At 66.9% G+C, this 16,972-nt stretch carries 18 protein-coding genes; 17 read left to right on the top strand and 1 reads right to left on the bottom strand.

The genetic code is table 11. The features are described from left to right. The first annotated feature begins 124 nt into the window (after positions 1-124). The 17 genes from U8D42_RS09505 to U8D42_RS09425 all read left to right on the top strand — a co-directional run bounded on the left by U8D42_RS09505 (position 125) and on the right by U8D42_RS09425 (position 16,478). Positions 125-424, top strand: a complete 300-nt coding sequence (locus tag U8D42_RS09505) for a PE family protein (protein WP_062899477.1) — start codon at positions 125-127, stop codon at positions 422-424. Between the two features lie 280 nt (positions 425-704). Then, complete coding sequence (locus U8D42_RS09500; RefSeq protein ID WP_090421951.1) at positions 705-1,001, top strand: WXG100 family type VII secretion target; 297 nt, start codon at positions 705-707, stop codon at positions 999-1,001. Positions 1,002-1,051: 50 nt separating this feature from the next. Continuing rightward, positions 1,052-1,336: a WXG100 family type VII secretion target gene (locus U8D42_RS09495; protein WP_046182844.1), complete on the top strand. Its 285-nt coding sequence runs from the start codon at positions 1,052-1,054 to the stop codon at positions 1,334-1,336. A gap of 87 nt (positions 1,337-1,423) precedes the next feature. Next, a complete protein-coding gene (locus U8D42_RS09490) occupies positions 1,424-2,326 on the top strand; it encodes an ESX secretion-associated protein EspG (protein ID WP_062899479.1) in 903 nt (300 codons plus the stop codon). A gap of 137 nt (positions 2,327-2,463) precedes the next feature. Then, positions 2,464-2,595, top strand: a complete 132-nt coding sequence (locus tag U8D42_RS09485; protein WP_322860326.1) for a hypothetical protein — start codon at positions 2,464-2,466, stop codon at positions 2,593-2,595. Next, positions 2,592-4,103, top strand: a complete 1,512-nt coding sequence (eccD, locus tag U8D42_RS09480; RefSeq protein WP_062899480.1) for a type VII secretion integral membrane protein EccD — start codon at positions 2,592-2,594, stop codon at positions 4,101-4,103. The genes U8D42_RS09485 and eccD overlap by 4 nt, the downstream gene beginning before the upstream one ends. Then, positions 4,081-5,919, top strand: coding sequence for a type VII secretion-associated serine protease mycosin (locus U8D42_RS09475; protein ID WP_322860327.1), 1,839 nt, complete (start codon positions 4,081-4,083; stop codon positions 5,917-5,919). Before eccD ends, U8D42_RS09475 begins: the two co-directional genes overlap by 23 nt. Before the next feature lie 19 nt (positions 5,920-5,938). Beyond that, the gene (gene eccE, locus U8D42_RS09470) at positions 5,939-7,138 is read left to right on the top strand and encodes a type VII secretion protein EccE (RefSeq protein ID WP_322860328.1); all 1,200 of its coding nucleotides are present in this window, start codon (positions 5,939-5,941) and stop codon (positions 7,136-7,138) included. Further along, complete coding sequence (gene eccA / locus U8D42_RS09465; RefSeq protein WP_322860329.1) at positions 7,135-8,967, top strand: type VII secretion AAA-ATPase EccA; 1,833 nt, start codon at positions 7,135-7,137, stop codon at positions 8,965-8,967. The genes eccE and eccA overlap by 4 nt, the downstream gene beginning before the upstream one ends. Positions 8,968-9,309: 342 nt before the next feature. Beyond that, on the top strand, positions 9,310-9,594 hold the full coding sequence (locus tag U8D42_RS09460; RefSeq protein ID WP_046182844.1) for a WXG100 family type VII secretion target: 285 nt from the start codon (positions 9,310-9,312) through the stop codon (positions 9,592-9,594). 642 nt (positions 9,595-10,236) lie between these two features. Then, the gene (locus U8D42_RS09455; RefSeq protein WP_322860330.1) at positions 10,237-11,502 is read left to right on the top strand and encodes a PPE family protein; all 1,266 of its coding nucleotides are present in this window, start codon (positions 10,237-10,239) and stop codon (positions 11,500-11,502) included. A gap of 70 nt (positions 11,503-11,572) precedes the next feature. Further along, complete coding sequence (locus U8D42_RS09450; protein WP_322860331.1) at positions 11,573-12,973, top strand: PPE family protein; 1,401 nt, start codon at positions 11,573-11,575, stop codon at positions 12,971-12,973. Between the two features lie 79 nt (positions 12,974-13,052). After that, positions 13,053-13,376, top strand: coding sequence for a DUF732 domain-containing protein (locus U8D42_RS09445; protein WP_322860332.1), 324 nt, complete (start codon positions 13,053-13,055; stop codon positions 13,374-13,376). A gap of 100 nt (positions 13,377-13,476) precedes the next feature. Beyond that, positions 13,477-13,797 carry a DUF732 domain-containing protein gene (locus tag U8D42_RS09440; protein WP_322860333.1) on the top strand — a complete coding sequence of 107 codons (321 nt, stop codon included), beginning with the start codon at positions 13,477-13,479 and terminating at the stop codon, positions 13,795-13,797. A gap of 156 nt (positions 13,798-13,953) precedes the next feature. Continuing rightward, complete coding sequence (locus U8D42_RS09435) at positions 13,954-14,670, top strand: MgtC/SapB family protein (RefSeq protein WP_085239574.1); 717 nt, start codon at positions 13,954-13,956, stop codon at positions 14,668-14,670. Between the two features lie 138 nt (positions 14,671-14,808). Then, complete coding sequence (locus tag U8D42_RS09430; protein WP_431523865.1) at positions 14,809-15,699, top strand: sterol desaturase family protein; 891 nt, start codon at positions 14,809-14,811, stop codon at positions 15,697-15,699. Between the two features lie 95 nt (positions 15,700-15,794). Further along, positions 15,795-16,478, top strand: a complete 684-nt coding sequence (locus U8D42_RS09425; RefSeq protein WP_085239572.1) for a hypothetical protein — start codon at positions 15,795-15,797, stop codon at positions 16,476-16,478. 5 nt (positions 16,479-16,483) lie between these two features. On the opposite strand, the gene U8D42_RS09420 is transcribed toward U8D42_RS09425, so the two are convergent. Beyond that, a complete protein-coding gene (locus tag U8D42_RS09420; RefSeq protein WP_322860335.1) occupies positions 16,484-16,939 on the bottom strand; it encodes a nitroreductase/quinone reductase family protein in 456 nt (151 codons plus the stop codon). Between the last annotated feature and the right edge of the window lie 33 nt (positions 16,940-16,972).

Genomic DNA, 16,972 nt, shown 5'->3' with positions numbered 1-16,972 from the left:
TACCAAAAGTGAATTCGCCGTACTGCTAAGTGAACAGTTGCAAACACCGGGCCTCCGCACTGACCTGGAGAGCCCCAGTCCTTTAATCTCGCAGAGTCGAGGATCGATCTAGGAGGGAACACATATGTCGTTCGTGACCACACAGCCGGAGGCTTTGGCCGCGGCGGCCGGGAACTTGCAGGCTATCGGGTCGGCCTTGAGCGCCCAGAACGCAGCTGCAGCAGCCCCGACGACGGGTGTGGTGCCTGCTGCGGCCGACGAGGTGTCGGCGCTGACGGCGGCGCAGTTCGCAGCGCACGCGCAGATGTACCAGGCGGTCAGCGCTCAGGCTGCCGCTATTCACGAGGCGTTCGTGAACACCCTGTCGATGAGCTCGGGCTCCTACGCCGCGACCGAGGCAGCCAACGCAGCTGCTGCGGGCTGATCGGGCAGGCGGTTGGATGGGCTTGGGGCAATGTGGTCTCCCGCCGCCCAACCGCCTAGGCACCGAGATCTCGGGGGCTGACGGCCGGACAACTCAAACGCCGGGGTTCGGGTTTGACGTCCGTCTCACCGTGTTACAGCGACCGGTGGCCGCCGGCTGACGGGAAGGGGGGATCATCCTTTTGTATTCGGCACGGCGGTTCGCCAGCGCGTAACCGGTCCGGCCATCGTCGTAACCACAGAAGTACCTAAGTATTCACGCAATAAAGGAGACAGCCAGCATGGCAACACGTTTTATGACCGACCCGCACGAAATGCGGGCGATGGCGGGCCGCTTCGAGGTCCACGCCCAGACCGTTGAGGACGAGGCTCGCAAGATGTGGTCGTCCTCGATGAACATCGCCGGCTCGGGCTGGAGCGGTCAGGCCCAGGCCACCTCGTACGACACCATGGGTCAGGTCCACCAGGCGTTCCGCAACATCGTCAACATGCTCCACGGCGTGCGCGACGGACTGATCCGCGACGCGAACAACTACGAGCAGCAAGAGCAGGCCTCGCAGCAAATCCTCAGCAGCTAGCGCTAAAAGCTGCGGCTGCGTAACATTCCAGACATTAGGAGAACACCGTTATGACAATCAATTACCAGTTCGGCGATGTCGACGCCCACGGTGCCTTGATCCGCGCCCAGGCCGCGTCTCTGGAGGCTGAGCACCAGGCCATCGTGCGCGATGTGCTTGCTGCGGGTGACTTCTGGGGCGGTGCGGGTTCGGTGGCCTGCCAGGAGTTCATCACCCAGTTGGGTCGCAACTTCCAGGTGATCTACGAGCAGGCCAACGCCCACGGGCAGAAGGTGCAAAGCGCCGGCAGCAACATGGCCAGCACCGACAGCGCCGTTGGGTCCAGCTGGGCCTAATCCCAACTTCAGGCGCGGCAGCACACCACCCATGGGTGTGCTGCCGCGTCCTGCGGTTATCGTGCACTTTGAACCCTTGAGGTATTGATGGACCAACAGACCGCGCGCACCGACATCACCGTTAACGTCGACGGTTTCTGGATGCTCCAGGCCCTTCTGGACATTCGGCACGTCGCCCCGGAGTTACGGTGCCGGCCATATGTTTCGACCGACTCGAGCGACTGGCTCAACGAGCATCCCGGCATGGCGGTGATGCGCGAGCAGGGCATCGTCGAAAATGACCAGGTGAATGAGCATGTGGCCGCTCGGATGAGGGTGCTCGCCGCGCCGGACCTCGAGGTCATCGCCCTGCTTTCGCGGGGCAAGCTGCTCTACGGCGTGGTCGACGATGAGAACCAGCCACCCGGGTCGCGCGACATCCCCGACAACGAGTTTCGGGTGGTCCTGGCGCGCCGCGGCCAGCACTGGGTGTCCGCGGTACGGGTCGGCAGCGACATCACTGTCGACGACGTCGCCGTCGCCGACAGTGCGTCGATCGCGTCTTTGGTCTTGGACGCGCTGGAATCGATCCACCACGCAGAGCCGGCGGCGATCAACGCGGTGAACGTGCCACTGGAAGAGATGCTGGAAGCGACGAAGTCGTGGCAGGAGTCGGGCTTCAACGTGTTCTCCGGCGGTGACCTGCGGCGAATGGGCATCAGCGCCGCCACCGTGGCCGCGCTGGGACAAGCGCTCTCCGACCCGGCGGCCGAGGCCGCGGTGTACGCGCGTCAATATCGGGACGACGCCAAGGGCCCCAGCGCCTCGGTACTTTCGCTCAAAGACGGTTCCGGTGGCCGTATCGCGCTCTACCAACAGGCGCGGACCGCCGGGTCGGGGGAGGCCTGGCTGGCCATTTGCCCGGCGACCCCCCAGTTGGTACAGGTCGGCGTCAAGACCGTGCTGGACACGCTTCCCTACGGCGAGTGGAAAACCCACAGCAGGGTCTGACATTCCCCGAAACACAAAGTTCACCAATGTCTTTGCACTCAACATGCGGTTGAGATACCAACACGGCATACTTCTCTAAGGGATTCAGCAAATCTCGAACCAGCGTCACCAAAGCTATTAATCGCAAGGCGGGGTAGATGGAATTCGGAATAGTCGAGCTGCACTTTCCCGAGAGCCGTAGCGCCTCGGAAAGCGGACCGGCGCAGACCGCCGCCCGGCTGGCGGCGCGGGGCAACACGTTCACGACGGTAAGGGGTTCAGGGCGATGACTGCGGTAGTTGAAGCGCTACAGCCTGACATTGAGGGAGTTTCGCAGCCTCGGGCGGTCGTGGTCGGCGTCATGGCCGGCGCGGGCGTACAGATCGGTGTCCTGCTGGACGCCAACGCCCCGGTGTCGGTAATGACCGAGCCGCTGCTGAAGGTGGTCAACAGCCGGCTCAGGGAGCTCGGCGAGACCCCGTTGGAGGCCAAGGGTCGCGGCAGGTGGGCTCTCTGCCTGGTCGACGGCACGCCGCTGCGGGCGACCCAGTCCCTGACCGAACAGGACGTCTACGACGGTGACCGGCTGTGGATCCGGTTCATCCAGGACACCGAGCATCGTTCGCAGGTCATCGAGCACATCTCCACCGCGGTGGCGGCGGACCTGAGCAAGCGGTTCGCGGCGATCGATCCGGTGGTTGCGGTCCAGGTCGGGGCGTCGATGGTGGCGGCAGGCGTCACCGCTGCCTCTGGCTTGCTGCTCTGGTACCGCTGGCACCACAACTCCTGGCTGCCGACGGCCTACTCCGCGGTGATCGCCGCGGTGGTCCTCGGCGTCTCGTTGATGCTGCTGATGCGGGCGCGCACCGACCAGGATCGCCGGATCGGCGACATCATCCTGCTGAGCGGCTTGGCGCCCCTCACGGTCGCCGCCGCGGCGGCTCCTCCCGGGGGAGTGGGTTCCCCGCACGCGGTCTTGGGCTTCGGTGTGCTCACCATCGCCGCGATGCTCGCCGTGCGCTTCACCGGGCGCCGGCTGGCGCTGTACACCGCGCTCATCACAGTCAGCCTGGTCACGGCGATCGCGGCCCTGGCGCGAATGGTCGCGATGGCCAGCGCCGTGACGCTTCTGACCAGCGTCGTCCTGGTGTGCGTGCTCGTCTACCACACCGCGCCGGCGCTTTCGCGGCGGTTGGCCGGCATCCGTCTGCCGGTGTTCCCCTCGGCGACCAGCCGGTGGGTGTTCGAGGCCAGGCCCGACCTGCCCACCACCGTGGTTCGCTCGGACGGTGGCGCCCCGGTCCTCGAGGGCCCCGCGTCCGTCCGCGACGTCCTGGTGCAGGCCGAACGCGCCCGTTCCTTCCTGTCAGGCCTGCTGATCGGTCTGGGCGTGTTGATGATCGTCTCGCTGACGGCGTTGTCGGATCCGCACACCGGTCAACGCTGGCTGCCGCTGCTGTTGGCCGGCTTCAGCGCCGGGTTCCTGATGCTGCGCGGGCGCTCCTATGTCGACCGCTGGCAGGCGATCACCCTCGCCGTCACCGCCGTCCTCATCGTCGGCGCAGTGGTGGCGCGGTACGCGCTCGTGTTGCAGTCGCCCCTGGCCGTGTCGATCAGCGCGGCGATCCTGGTTCTGCTGCCGGCGGCGGGGCTCACCTCCGCGGCCGTGGTGCCCAACACGATCTACAGCCCGCTGTTCCGCAAGTTCGTGGAATGGATCGAATACCTCTGCCTGATGCCGATCTTCCCGCTGGCATTGTGGTTGATGAATGTTTATGCAGCGATCCGCTACCGGTAGCAGCAAGGTGTGGCGAGGGCGTGCAGGCGCTGCCGCCCTCGCCGCCATCTTGCTCGCCTCAGGAGCATTGGCCGGCTTACCGCCCGCTTATGCGATTTCGCCGCCGACGATCGACCCGGGGGCGGTGCCGCCCGACGGTCCGCCCGGCCCGCCGGCGCCGATGAAGCAGAACTCATACTGCACCGAGGTCGGAGTCTTGCCCGGCACGGACTTCCGGCTGCAGCCCAAGTACATGGACATGCTCAACCTGCAGGAGGCATGGCAGTTCGGCCGCGGTGCCGGCGTGAAGGTGGCCGTCATCGACACCGGTGTGAGCCCGCACCCCAGGTTCCCGCACTTGATCCCCGGCGGTGATTACGTCATGGGCGGCGACGGGCTGTCGGACTGCGACGCGCACGGCACCATCGTGGCCTCGATGATCGGTGCCGCCCCGGCCAACGGCGCGGGGGTGCCACCGGCGGCGCCGCGCCGGCCGGTCACCATCCCCACCACCGAACCGCCGCCGAAAGCGCCGCCGCCCCAGACGGTGACGCTGTCGCCGCTGCCGCAGACCGTGACGATGGTCCCGCCGACCGAGGAGCCCCCACCAGGCCCCTTCGGGGCGCCGCCACCGGCCCCAGCGCCGCCGCAGCAACCGGCGGGGCCGCAGCAACCGGCGGGGCCGCCTCCGGGACCGCCGCCGGCCGGCCAGGCGCCGGCGGGCAGCCACGCGGGCGGCACGGTGACGATCCCGAGCTATTCCGGTGGCGCGCATGTGGTCCGCGTTGACAACCCGCGGCCGCTCGATCCGCCGCCGCCCCCGCCGCCCCCGCCGCCGGCACCCGCGGCCGGTCCCGACGCATTCAGCGGTATCGCCCCCGACGTGGACATCATCGCGATCCGCCAGTCCAGCCAGGCCTTCGGCCTCAAGGACGCCTACACCGGCGACGAGGACCCGCAGACCCGCGCGAAGGTCGACGACGTGCAGACGATGGCGCGCGCGATCGTGCACGCCGCCAACATGGGCGCGCAGGTGATCAACATTTCGGACGTGACCTGCATGAGCGCCCGCAACATCATCGACCAGCGCGCGCTGGGCGCCGCCGTGCGCTACGCGGCGGTCGACAAGAACGCCGTCATCGTGGCCGCGGCCGGCGACACCAGCAAGAAGGACTGCAAGCAGAACCCGCCGCACGATCCCTTGCAGCCCAACGACCCTCGCAACTGGCGCTCCGTCACCACGGTCGTGACGCCCTCCTGGTTCAGCGACTATGTGCTGACGGTAGGGGCGGTCGACGAAGACGGCCGGCCGTTGACCCAGGGCAACCAGGGGCAGGCCTCGACGAGCGTGGCCGGTCCGTGGGTGGGTATCGCCGCACCGGGCACCGACGTGGTCGGGTTATCCCCCCGCGACGACGGCGTGATCAACGCGATTGACGGACCGGACAACACGCTGCTGGTTCCGTCCGGCACCAGCTTCTCGGCCGCGATCGTGTCCGGTGTCGCCGCGCTCGTTCGCGCCAAGTTCCCCGAGCTGTCGGCTTACCAGGTCATCAACCGGCTGACCCGCACCGCCCGCGCACCGGCGCGCGGCGTGGACAACCAGATCGGCCACGGCGTCGTCGACCCGGTGGCGGCGCTGACGTGGGACGTGCCCGAGGGGCCGTTGAAGCCGCCGCAGCAACTTTCGGCGCCGCTGAACATCCCCAAGCCCGCCCCACCCCGCGATATGGTGCCGGTGTGGGTGGCCGGCGGAGGCCTGCTCGGGGCGTTACTTATCGGTGGGGGCGTGTTCGGTACGGCGATGCTGATGAAGCGATCGCGGAAGCAGCAATGAGGGCGGAGCAGCAACAGTCATGAAAGCTCAGCGCAGGTTCGGGTTGTCTTTGTCGTGGCCACGGGTCACGGCGGTGTTCTTGGTGGACATCGCCATCCTGGTGGTCGCCAGCCATTGCCCAGAGTCCTGGCAGGGCACCTATCGCATCGCGTTCTGGGTGGGTGTCGGCCTTGCGGCGTTGATCGCGCTGTTGTCGTTGGTGACCTATCACGGCATCACGGTGACATCGGGATTGGCGACCTGGCTGTGGGATTGGTCGGCCGATCCGGGCACCGCGCTGGGCGCCGGCTGCACTCCGGCGCTCGACTACCAGCGCCGATTTGGGCGCGACAAGGTCGGCGTGCGGGAGTACGAGGGCCAGCTGGTGACGGTGATCGCGGTCAACGGTGGCGACGATGACCCGTCGTCGCGGCACCGGCACCGGACGTCGCCGCCCACCTTGATGGTGCAGGCCGTCGCGGATGGCTTGCGGCAGTTCGACATTCACCTCGATGACATCGACATCGTGTCGGTGAAGGTGCGCCGCGGCGGAAATGCCGCCGAGTTGTCGAAGCTCGACGACTGGGGTCCGGAGAAGTGGGAGGTGGCCAACGGCGAGCCCACCTCGTATGTCCGCCGGACCTGGCTGGTGCTGCGGATGAACCCGCAGCGCAACATCGCCGCGGTGGCCGTCCGTGATTCGCTGGCGTCGACGTTTGTGGCGGCCACCGAGCGGCTTGCCCAGGATCTCGACGGACTCACTTGTGCCGCACGGCCATTGACCGCCGAGGAGATCACCGAGGTGGATCGCGCGGTGCTGGCCGACCTGGAGCCGACCTGGAGCCGGCCGGGCTGGCGCCACCTCAAGCATTTCAACGGCTTCACCACCAGCTTCTGGGTGACGCCGGCAGACATCTCCACCGACACGCTCGACGGGCTGTGGCAGGCGGATACCGTGGCCACCGTGCTGACCGTCCGGCTGACCGCTCGCGCGGGCCGGCCCCAGATGTCGGCCTGGGTCCGCTACCACAGCGAGAAGCGGCTGCCCCGCGACGTGTCTGCCGGCCTCAACCGCCTCACCGGACGCCAGCTGGCGGCGGTACGCGCCAGTTTGCCGGCGCCGGCCACACGCGACCGGCTTGTCGTGCCGAGCCGCGGCTTGCGTGACGACGAAGACGACCTGGTGCTGTCGGTCGGCCAGCTGCAAGGGAGCCCGGCGGGCGTGCCTGTAGCGCAATGACGCGGCCGCAATCGACGGCTGAAGGCGCCCGCAATGCGATGGTCGCCGGCCTGTTGGCATCCGGGATATCGGTCAACGGGCTACAGCCGAGCCACAACCCGCAGGTGGCGTCGCAGATGTTCACCACGGCCACCAACCTGGACCCCGGGATGTGCGACGCCTGGCTGGCGCGCTTGCTCGCGGGGGAGCGCAGCATCGAGGTGCTCGCCGGCGCGTGGGCGTCGGTCCGGACCTTCGGGTGGGAGACCCGCCGGCTCGGGGTCACCGACCTGCAGTTCCGTCCCCAGGTTTCCGACGGTTTGTTCCTGCAGCTTGCGGTCACCAGCGTGGAATCACTCGCATGCGCTTACGCGGCCGTACTCGCCGAGGCCAAGCGCTACGAGGAGGCCTCGGAGCTGCTCGACGGGATCGAACCCCGCCAGCCGTTCGAGCAGGAACTGGTCGACTACGTGCGGGGCGTGCTGTATTTCCGGACCGGGCGGTGGCCGGAGGTGCTCAATCAGTTCCCGGAGGGCAAGGTCTGGCGCCAGCCCGAGCTGAAGGCGGCCGGCGCGGCGATGGCAACCACGGCGTTGGCGTCGCTCGGCGTCTTCGAGGAGGCGCTGCGGCGTGGCCGGGACGCCGTCGAGGGTGACCGGGTGCCGGGCGCGGCCAATATCGCCCTCTATACGCAGGGCATGTGCTTGCGACACCTGGGTCGCGAGGAAGAGGCCGTCGAACTGCTGCGGCGGGTGTACTCGCGGGATCCGAAGTTCAGTCCGGCCCGTGAAGCGCTGGACAACCCGAACTATCGACTCGTGCTGACGGACCCGGAAACCATTGAGGCGCGGACTGATCCGTGGGATGCGGACAGCGCGCCGACCCGGGCGGAGGTGGAGGCCGCGCGCCACGCCGAGGAGGCCGCCCGGTATCTCGCCGAGGGTGACGCGGAGCTCAACGCGATGCTGGGCATGGAGCGCGCCAAGCGGGAGATCAAACTCATCAAGGCGACGACGAAGGTGAACCTGGCGCGCGCCAAGATGGGCCTCCCGGTGCCGGTGACGTCGCGCCACACCCTGCTGCTGGGGCCGCCCGGCACCGGTAAGACCTCGGTGGCGCGGGCCTTCGCCAAGCAGTTGTGCGGCTTGACGGTGCTGCGCAAGCCGGTGGTGGTGGAGACCAGCCGGACCAAGCTGTTGGGCCGATACATGGCCGACGCGGAGAAGAACACCGAGGAGATGCTCGAGGAGGCTCTGGGCGGCGCGGTGTTCTTCGACGAGATGCACACGTTGCACGAGAAGGGTTACCAGCAGGGTGACCCGTACGGCAACGCGATCATCAACACGCTGCTGTTGTACATGGAGAACCACCGTGACGAACTGGTGGTCTTCGGTGCGGGCTACGCCAAGGCGATGGAAAAGATGCTCGACGTGAATCAGGGTCTGCGGCGGCGGTTTTCGACCGTGATCGAGTTCTTCAGCTATACGCCGGACGAGCTGGTGGCGCTGACCCGGTTGATGGGCCAGGAAAATGAGGACGTCATCACCGAGGAAGCGGCCCAATCGCTGTTGCCTTCGTACACCAGGTTTTATCTCGACGAGAGCTACTCCGAAGACGGGGACTTGATCCGCGGCATCGATACGCTCGGCAATGCCGGTTTCGTGCGCAACGTGGTGGAGAAGGCCCGCGACCACCGCAGCTTCCGCCTCGACGACGAGGACCTGGATGCGGTGCTGGCCAGCGACGTCACCGAGTTCAGCGAGCGGCAGCTCCAGCGGTTCAGGGAATTGACGCAGGAGGATCTCGCAGAGGGCCTCAGTGCGGCAGTCGCCGAGAACAAGTCCGCGTAAATCGGTTCCGGTGCCCGCCGGGTAGCGCGTAATCCGGCGTCGGTGGATGCCCGGCCCGACCGCAGCCCGGGCTGCCAGGCAATCAGGGGTGGCTGGTCGCGGCTCGCGGTGCCGGCAACCCTGGGCGTGGGCATCGCCGAGGCCGCGGTTTTTTACATGTCACGTTGAGGAAAATCGGGCGTCTCGGCAACTATGCGACCGGCGTTACGACCCCGCGGGTCTTCTCGAAAAAGCCCACATGAGCTGTGGAAACTGCGCCCACAGGAAACTATCAGCAGCTAATCAGCGGCGCGGCAGCGTAGTCCGTTTACCCTTCGTGTTGATGAACGCTAGGGGAATTGCATGACAATCAACTATCAGTTCGGCGATGTCGACGCCCACGGCGCCTTGATCCGCGCCCAGGCCGCATCACTGGAGGCCGAACATCAGGCCATCGTGCGCGATGTGCTTGCTGCGGGTGACTTCTGGGGCGGTGCGGGTTCGGTGGCCTGCCAGGAGTTCATCACCCAGTTGGGTCGCAACTTCCAGGTGATCTACGAGCAGGCCAACGCCCACGGGCAGAAGGTGCAAAGCGCCGGTAGCAACATGGCGAGCACCGACAGCGCCGTCGGGTCCAGCTGGGCGTAACCACGTGTGAAATTGAGGACATAAATTAATTCGGGCTGACATGGTCATAATGAGCCTGTCGGTCCGGAAGCCGATGAATGGTTTGCAGCGTTGCTGCACACGGCCTTTTGTGCTGTTTTGCAGGATGAAATAGGAGGTTATTCGGGCTCTGCGATTCCGCATCAATCTTAGGTCAGAGTTGATTTAGCGTAGCGGCACTATAGGTCGACTACGCCAATCATTGCATTGTAAAGCCGCGGTTGTGAAATTCGTCACGAACCGTTGCTAGTGTGCGCCATAAAGCATGGCTGAACACCATGTCTATGGGCTATCGGAAATAGCTGGGAGGGCAAAGTTCTCACACGATCGAACGGCTCGGTGACATTCGGTTTTTACACGGCGTTACCTGCCGGGAACGCTGGCCGAATACAGTGCGGTCACGATTCCCTTATATTCGTGGTGCAGCCAAAGAAGTGGGCTGCGCACCAATCTTTTCGGGGGGCTTCAGCTAAGGAGAAATGGTCTGTTGTCCAACACGTGTGAAATGAGCTCATGGCCTCAAGGACGGATTTGATGCGTTTCATTAGAACCGTGGGTCGGATGCGGCCAGGGCAGCAAAGCCCCGCCTACCATGGCGGCCACTTAGGGGACCGGAGGTAGGAGATGCTGGATTTCGGAGCGCTTCCGCCGGAGGTTAACTCGGGGCGGATGTACGTGGGCGCGGGGTCGGGTCCGCTGTTGACCGCCGCGGCGGCGTGGGATGAGTTGGCCGCCGAGCTGCAGGCCACCGGGGCGTCGTACAACTCGGTGGTCGAAGCGCTGGCGGCGGGACCGTGGACGGGGCCGTCGTCGATCGCGATGGCCGCCGCCGCGGCCCCATACGTGGCGTGGATCAACGCCACCGGCGCTCAGGCCGAAGCTACCGGCACCCAGGCCAAGCTGGCCGCGGGCGCCTACGAGGCGGCTTTCGCGGCCACGGTCCCGCCGCCGGTGATCGCGGCCAACCGCGCGCTGCTGGCGACGTTGATCGCCACGAACATCCTCGGCCAGAACACCCCGGCGATCGCCGCCACCGAGGCCCAGTACATGGAGATGTGGGCGCAGGACGCCGCCGCGATGTACGGCTACGCGGCCTCGTCGGCGACCGCATCGCAGCTGACCCCGTTCGCCGAGCCGCCCCAGACCACCAACCAGTCGGCCGCACCGATGCAGGCGGCCGCGGTCACCCAGTCCCACACCTTGTCGAGCGTGAACACCGCCGCTCACCTATCCCAGCTGAACTCCACGGTCCAGCCGGCGGTGCAGTTGTCGTCCAGCGCTGGATCAGGCACCTCGGGCGCGGCCTCGACGCCGACACTTACCTTGCCAACTGCCGTCAATAACTGGAACGAGTTCTGGTCGGTCTTCACCGGGCCATATTCACCGCAGTCGTGGAGCACCATCCCCGGCGGTCCGTTCCTGTCGTTCGGGCAGGCCTACGCGTGGGGCCAGAACGGACAGAGCGCCGCCGCGTATCTGGCCGGCCCGAAAGCGATCAGCGGTGCGCTGGCGCCCCTCGCCAGCGGCGCGGTCAAGCCCATGCTGAGTTCGGCCGTGGGCGCCGCGCCGGTCACCGGATCGATGGGCAAAGCGGCCCTGGTGGGCAGCATGTCGGTGCCGCAGGGCTGGACCGAGGCCGCTCCGTCGATCAGAACCCTGGCCCAGGTGCTGCCCACCAACATGGCGGCCGCCCCGGTCGCCGCGATGGCCGAGGAGGGCGCCTTCAGTCAGATGGCCCTGTCCAGCCTGGCCGGCCGCGCCATCGCCGCCACCGCGGTCCGCCCGGTAGCCGGCGGTGCCGCGGCGGCAGGCTCGCTCGGCGGCGTCGTCGCCGAGGCAGACCCCGCGGCGGCCACCATCATCGTGATTCCGTTCCTCGAGGAGGAATGACGGCCATGACGACGCACATTCGCCCAGCACCATCCGGCCAGGCGCCAAAAACCAGGCAAGGGGAATAGCGATGTTTTACGGAGCCTTTCCGCCGGAGTTCAACTCCGGCCGCATGTACAGCGGCCCGGGAGCGGCATCGCTGGTGGCCGCGGCGACGGCCTGGGAGAACCTGGCGGCCGACCTGCAGTCCACCGCGTCGGCCTATTCGTCGGTGATCGCGAGCCTGACGGCCGGCCCCTGGGTGGGGCCGTCATCGGTTGCCATGGCGAGCGCGGCCGCCCCCTATGTGGCCTGGCTGCAACAGACCGCCGTCCAAGCCGCCCAAACGGCGGCCCAGGCTGCCGAGGCCGCAACTGCCTATGAGACGGCGTTCGCCGCACACGTGCCGCCGCCGGTGATCACGGCGAACCGTACCCAGCTGGCGCAGCTGGTTGCGACCAACCTGCTCGGGCAGAACACCGCGGCCATCGCGGCCACCGAGGTCCAATACAGCGAGATGTGGGCCCAGGACGCGGTGGCGATGGACACCTACTTCGCCTCCTCGGCGACCGCCTCCAACAAGTTGACGCAGTTCAGCCCGGCGCCACAGACCACCACCGAGTCGGCCGGACCGATGCAGGCGGCCGCGCTGACCATGAGCACCAACAACGCGGTCGGCAATGTGACAAATAGCCTGTTAAAGACCACGACAACCACCCTGCCGTATAGCGGACCGTTCTCTATTCCCGCCAACCTCGCCTACCTCTACAACGAGTTCGCGACGGGTCTGCTGAACGGACTGCCCGGCGGGGCGTCGTACTGGACGGGATGGTACAACGCCATCAAGGTCCCGATCGGCCTGACGACCCAGTTCAACGACATCGGCCTGCTGATCAACTTCCCCGTTTCACAGTGGCTCAAGTTCGCCCCTCCCATCGCCTACGGCGCGCTGCCGAAGGACGCACTGGGCGCGGGGCTCGGGGCGCTCGGCTTCAGCCGGGGAACGCTCTTCGACGCGATCACGCCGACCGCGGGTTTCGCCCGGGGCACGTTGGTGGGGTCGTTGACCGTCCCGCCCAGCTGGGCCTCGGCAACCCCGGCCATCCGGACGGTGGCCGCCGCGTTGTCGGCCGCCGGGCCCGAGGCCGTGCCGGCCGCCGCGCTGGGCGAGGGCAGCCTGTTCAGCTCGATGGGGATGGCCGGGATGTTGGGCAGCGCAATGGGTTCCGGGGGTCCCACCGTGGTCGGGGCGAGTGTGCGCAACCGGATGAAGCCGATCAAGGACCTCAAAGACAAGCAATCGCCCGAACAACTGAAGCGTCTGGTCGCACAGATATCGGAGAAACCGGAAACGGTGCAGCACCACAACGTCGACCAGGAGGGTCTCGACGCCCTCCTCGAGCAACTGGCGAAGAAACCCGGCATCCACGCGGTGCATCTGAAAAAGGGCGTCAAGTCCAAAGTCGTGCCCGATGCCGCGCAATCAAGTTAGGCAGCAACAATGTTCAGCGGTCGACTGGGCAAGTTCCGCCGCCAACGTGTCTTCCCGTCAGCAGGAGAGAAGGTAGGAAATGAAACGGCTACTAGCGCTGCTAGGCGTCCCCCTCGTGATCGGCCTGGCCGCCCCGGCATACGCCGATCCTCCGCCGGAACCCGATGGTGACGACGGTGCGTTCCTCTCCGCCTTGCATCAAGCGGGCTTTACCTTCGCCAGCCCGGATGCGGCCGTCGGGGCAGGCCGGGCGGTCTGTTCGTGCCTCAACAACGGGGAGTCGGGCCTGGAGGTGCTGCACGACGTGAAGATGCACAATCCGGGTATGGACATGGAGATGGCGTCCAACTTCGCCATGCTTTCGGCGAAGTACTACTGCCCGCACCAACTCAGCAAAGCCTGACGCGCGGCGGCGATTGCCGAGTCGCCCTGAGCGCTAACGCGATTCAGCCACCTCGACGCCGCGCTGCGCGCGACGATCCGACATGAGACAATCGCCAGCTATGAAGCTGCTCGGGGCGCTGATCGGTGCTTGCGCCGTGATCACAGTTGCGGCGCCCGCGTACGGCGAGCCCGATACCGGTGGCGCCGACGAGTCGAGCTTTCTGGCGTCGCTGCGCAGCGCGGGTATCACCTACAAGACCTCGGACGCGGCCGTCCAGTTCGCGCGAGCGGTGTGCGAGTCGATGGGCAACGGCGAGTACGGGCCCCAGATGGTCGACGAACTCAAAGCCCAAAACCCCGGACTCACCACCGATCACGCAACGTCGTTTTTGGCGATCGCCGCGAAGTACTACTGTCCTCAGCAACTCAACAAAAGCTAGCTCGGCGCGGCCATCGGGTCCGCCGATTGCCCGCAGGTGTCGCGCGCGTGGACGCAATGCGACTGATGGGCTTGTGGTCCACCGGCCGTTCACCTGAACCGGGTTGGCTGCGGCTAAAGCGACCGTGCGGAGCCGCGAACGAGAAAGGGAGCGCCGATGGAGACGCTGAGCGTCGCTGATTTCGCACTCCGGCTTGCCGTCGGAGTGGGTTGCGGCGCCCTCATCGGTCTGGAGCGGCAATGGCGGGCGCGGCGAGCCGGCCTGCGCACCAACGCCCTGGTCGCCGGCGGCGCGACGTTGTTCGTGCTGTACGCCGCCGCTACCACCGACACCAGCCCCACCAGGGTCGCGTCGTACGTGGTGTCCGGCATCGGGTTCCTCGGCGGTGGGGTGATCCTGCGTGAAGGGGTCAATGTTCGCGGCCTGAACACCGCCGCCACCCTGTGGTGTTCGGCGGCGATCGGTGTCCTGGCGGCGTCCGGCCATCTGGTTTTCGCGTTGATCGGCACCGGGACCGTGATCGGCATCCACCTTCTCGGGCGGCCCCTGGGCCGGCTGATCGACCGCGACAACACCGGCGACGAAGACGAAAGCCTGCGGCCCTACCTGGTGCAGGTGGTCTCTCGCCCGAAGCACGAGAAGTACGCACGCGCCCAGATCGTGCAGCACGCCAGCAGCAACGACATCACGCTGCGGGGAATCCATACCGGTCAGGCCGACGACGACGGAATCACCTTGACCGCACACCTACTCATGGACGGGGACGCCCCCTCCCGGCTGGAGCGGTTGGTGGCGGAGCTGTCCCTGCAACCCGGAGTCCGGGCGGTGCAGTGGTACGCCGGCGACGAAGCGCAATCGGAGGGGCGCGGCTAGGGCCCGGGCGTCCATCGGTCCACGTCGAGACGGTGCGGCCCGCATACCGGACCAAGGCGACCCGACCACCGCGTCGCGCGTCGTAGTCTTATCCCTGTGAGTACGCTCTCAGCCTTTGTGTCCGCGCTGCCCCCGCAGATGCGGGACCCGGTGCTGCTTGCCATTCCGTTCTTCTTGTTGCTGTTGACGCTGGAATGGGCGGCGGCCCGGAAGCTGGAAAGCATGGTCGAGGAGCAACGGCCCGTCTCCGGCGCCTACCTCACCCGCGACTCAATGGCCAGCATCTCGATGGGACTGGTCTCGGTGGGGACCACCGCCGCCTGGAAGACCCTGGCCCTGTTCGGCTACGCCGCGCTCTTCGCCTACGTGGCGCCGTGGCATCTCTCGGTGGGCAGGTGGTACACGTGGGTCATCGCGCTCCTCGGTGTCGACCTGCTGTATTACGCCTACCACCGGATCGCCCACCGGGTCCGGTTGATCTGGGCGACGCATCAGGCGCATCACTCGAGCCAATACTTCAACTTCGCCACCGCGTTGCGCCAGAAGTGGAACAACAGCGGCGAGATCTTGATGTGGGTTCCCCTGCCGCTGTTGGGAGTCCCGCCATGGATGGTGTTCTTCAGTTTCTCCATCAGCCTGATCTACCAGTTCTGGGTACACACCGAGCGGATCGACAAGCTGCCACGACCCTTCGAATTCGTGTTCAACACCCCGTCGCACCACCGGGTGCACCACGGGATGGACCAGATCTACCTCGACAAGAATTACGGCGGCATCCTCATCGTCTGGGACCGCATTTTCGGCAGCTTCCAGGCCGAGCTGTTCCGCCCGCATTACGGGCTGACCAAGCAGGTCGACACGTTCAACATCTGGAAGCTGCAGACCCACGAGTACGTGGCGATTGCCCGCGACTGGCGATCGGCGACCCGCCTGCGGGATCGGTTGGGTTACGTGTTCGGCCCGCCGGGCTGGGCTCCGCGCACCGCGGGCCACCCGGAGGCCGCGCTTCCCCTCGCGACGACGACGTAACGCCGGCGGCGGACGGCGCGAACACTTCTGCGTAACGCAAAGTCACGCCGTAATCTCAAATCGGTCGAGATTTGGCCCCGACGGATCGGAGTTCGATGGTGCGTCGCCTGGCAATGCACGCGTTCATCGCGTCCGTCACCGCCGCCGCGCTCGCGCAAGCCCTGCCACCCGCGCCGGCCAAAGCCGACCCCGTCGTGGTCTATCCGGGCATGGAAATTCGACAGGACAACCGCGTCTGCACGCTGGGCTACGTCGACCCCGCCCTCAAGATCGCGTTCACCGCGGGGCACTGCCGCGGCGGCGCGGGAGTCGTCACCGACCGCGGGGGAGCCGTCATCGGCCGCCTGGCCGCCTTCCGGGACAACACACCGAGCGGCACGACCGTGGCCACCGACCAATTGATCACCGACTACGAGGCGATCGTGCTGGACAACGGCGTCATGGCGAACAATGTCCTGCCGGGCGGGCGTCCGCTGATCTCGAATCCGGCGGCGGCGCTCGCCCCCGGACAGGCGATCTGCCACTTCGGGGTCAGCACCGGCGAGACCTGCGGGACGGTGGAAAGCGTCAACAACGGCTGGTTCACCATGTCGAACGGCGTACAGAGCCACAACGGCGACTCCGGCGGTCCGGTGTACCTGCCTTCCAGCGCCGGCCCCGGCCTGCTCGTGGGGATCTTCAACAGCGTCTGGGGCAATTTCCCGGCGGCGGTGTCGTGGCGGGCCACGTCCGAAGAGGTCCGTGAGGACCTCGGGGTGGCGCGGGTCGGCGCCCGCTAAGCGATTCAGCGGGGCCCGTTCGCCTCCGCGAGCGCGAACACCGGGATCGTCGGTGCGGCGGCGCGGAACTGCTCATCGGTGCTGTCCGGGGTCAGCCCCGCGACATAGTCCTTGACCTGCCAATACCAGCGGTCCAGATACCGCCGCAGCAGCTCGGGCTTCGCCGGGTCGGCCACCTCGCTGGCTCGGGCGCGCCGCCTGCGCCAGCGGGGACCCGTCTCGACCACGCCCGCGACCCTGACGTTTCGTGCCCACTGGGTGTTCCCCCGCGGCGAGACCAGATAGTCCACGCCGTCGACGGTGAGCAGGTTGATGACCACCGTCCGCGGCTTGCCGCTCTTGCGCCCCCGGACCCGCAGCGCGCGCGTCCCGGCGACGCTGACCCCGATCTCGGCAAGCCAGCGGATCACCGCGTTGGCGGCCCGGGCCAATCCGTTCGGCTCTTCGTATCGCGTCGACATGTCGTGTCCTCCTGCCGGAATAAAAGAGAGCAC

This window comes from Mycobacterium europaeum, assembly GCF_034555895.2.
Taxonomy (GTDB): domain Bacteria; phylum Actinomycetota; class Actinomycetes; order Mycobacteriales; family Mycobacteriaceae; genus Mycobacterium; species Mycobacterium europaeum.
The sequence above is the reverse complement of the archived record's forward strand: the minus strand, read 5'-3'. Positions and strand labels throughout refer to the sequence as shown.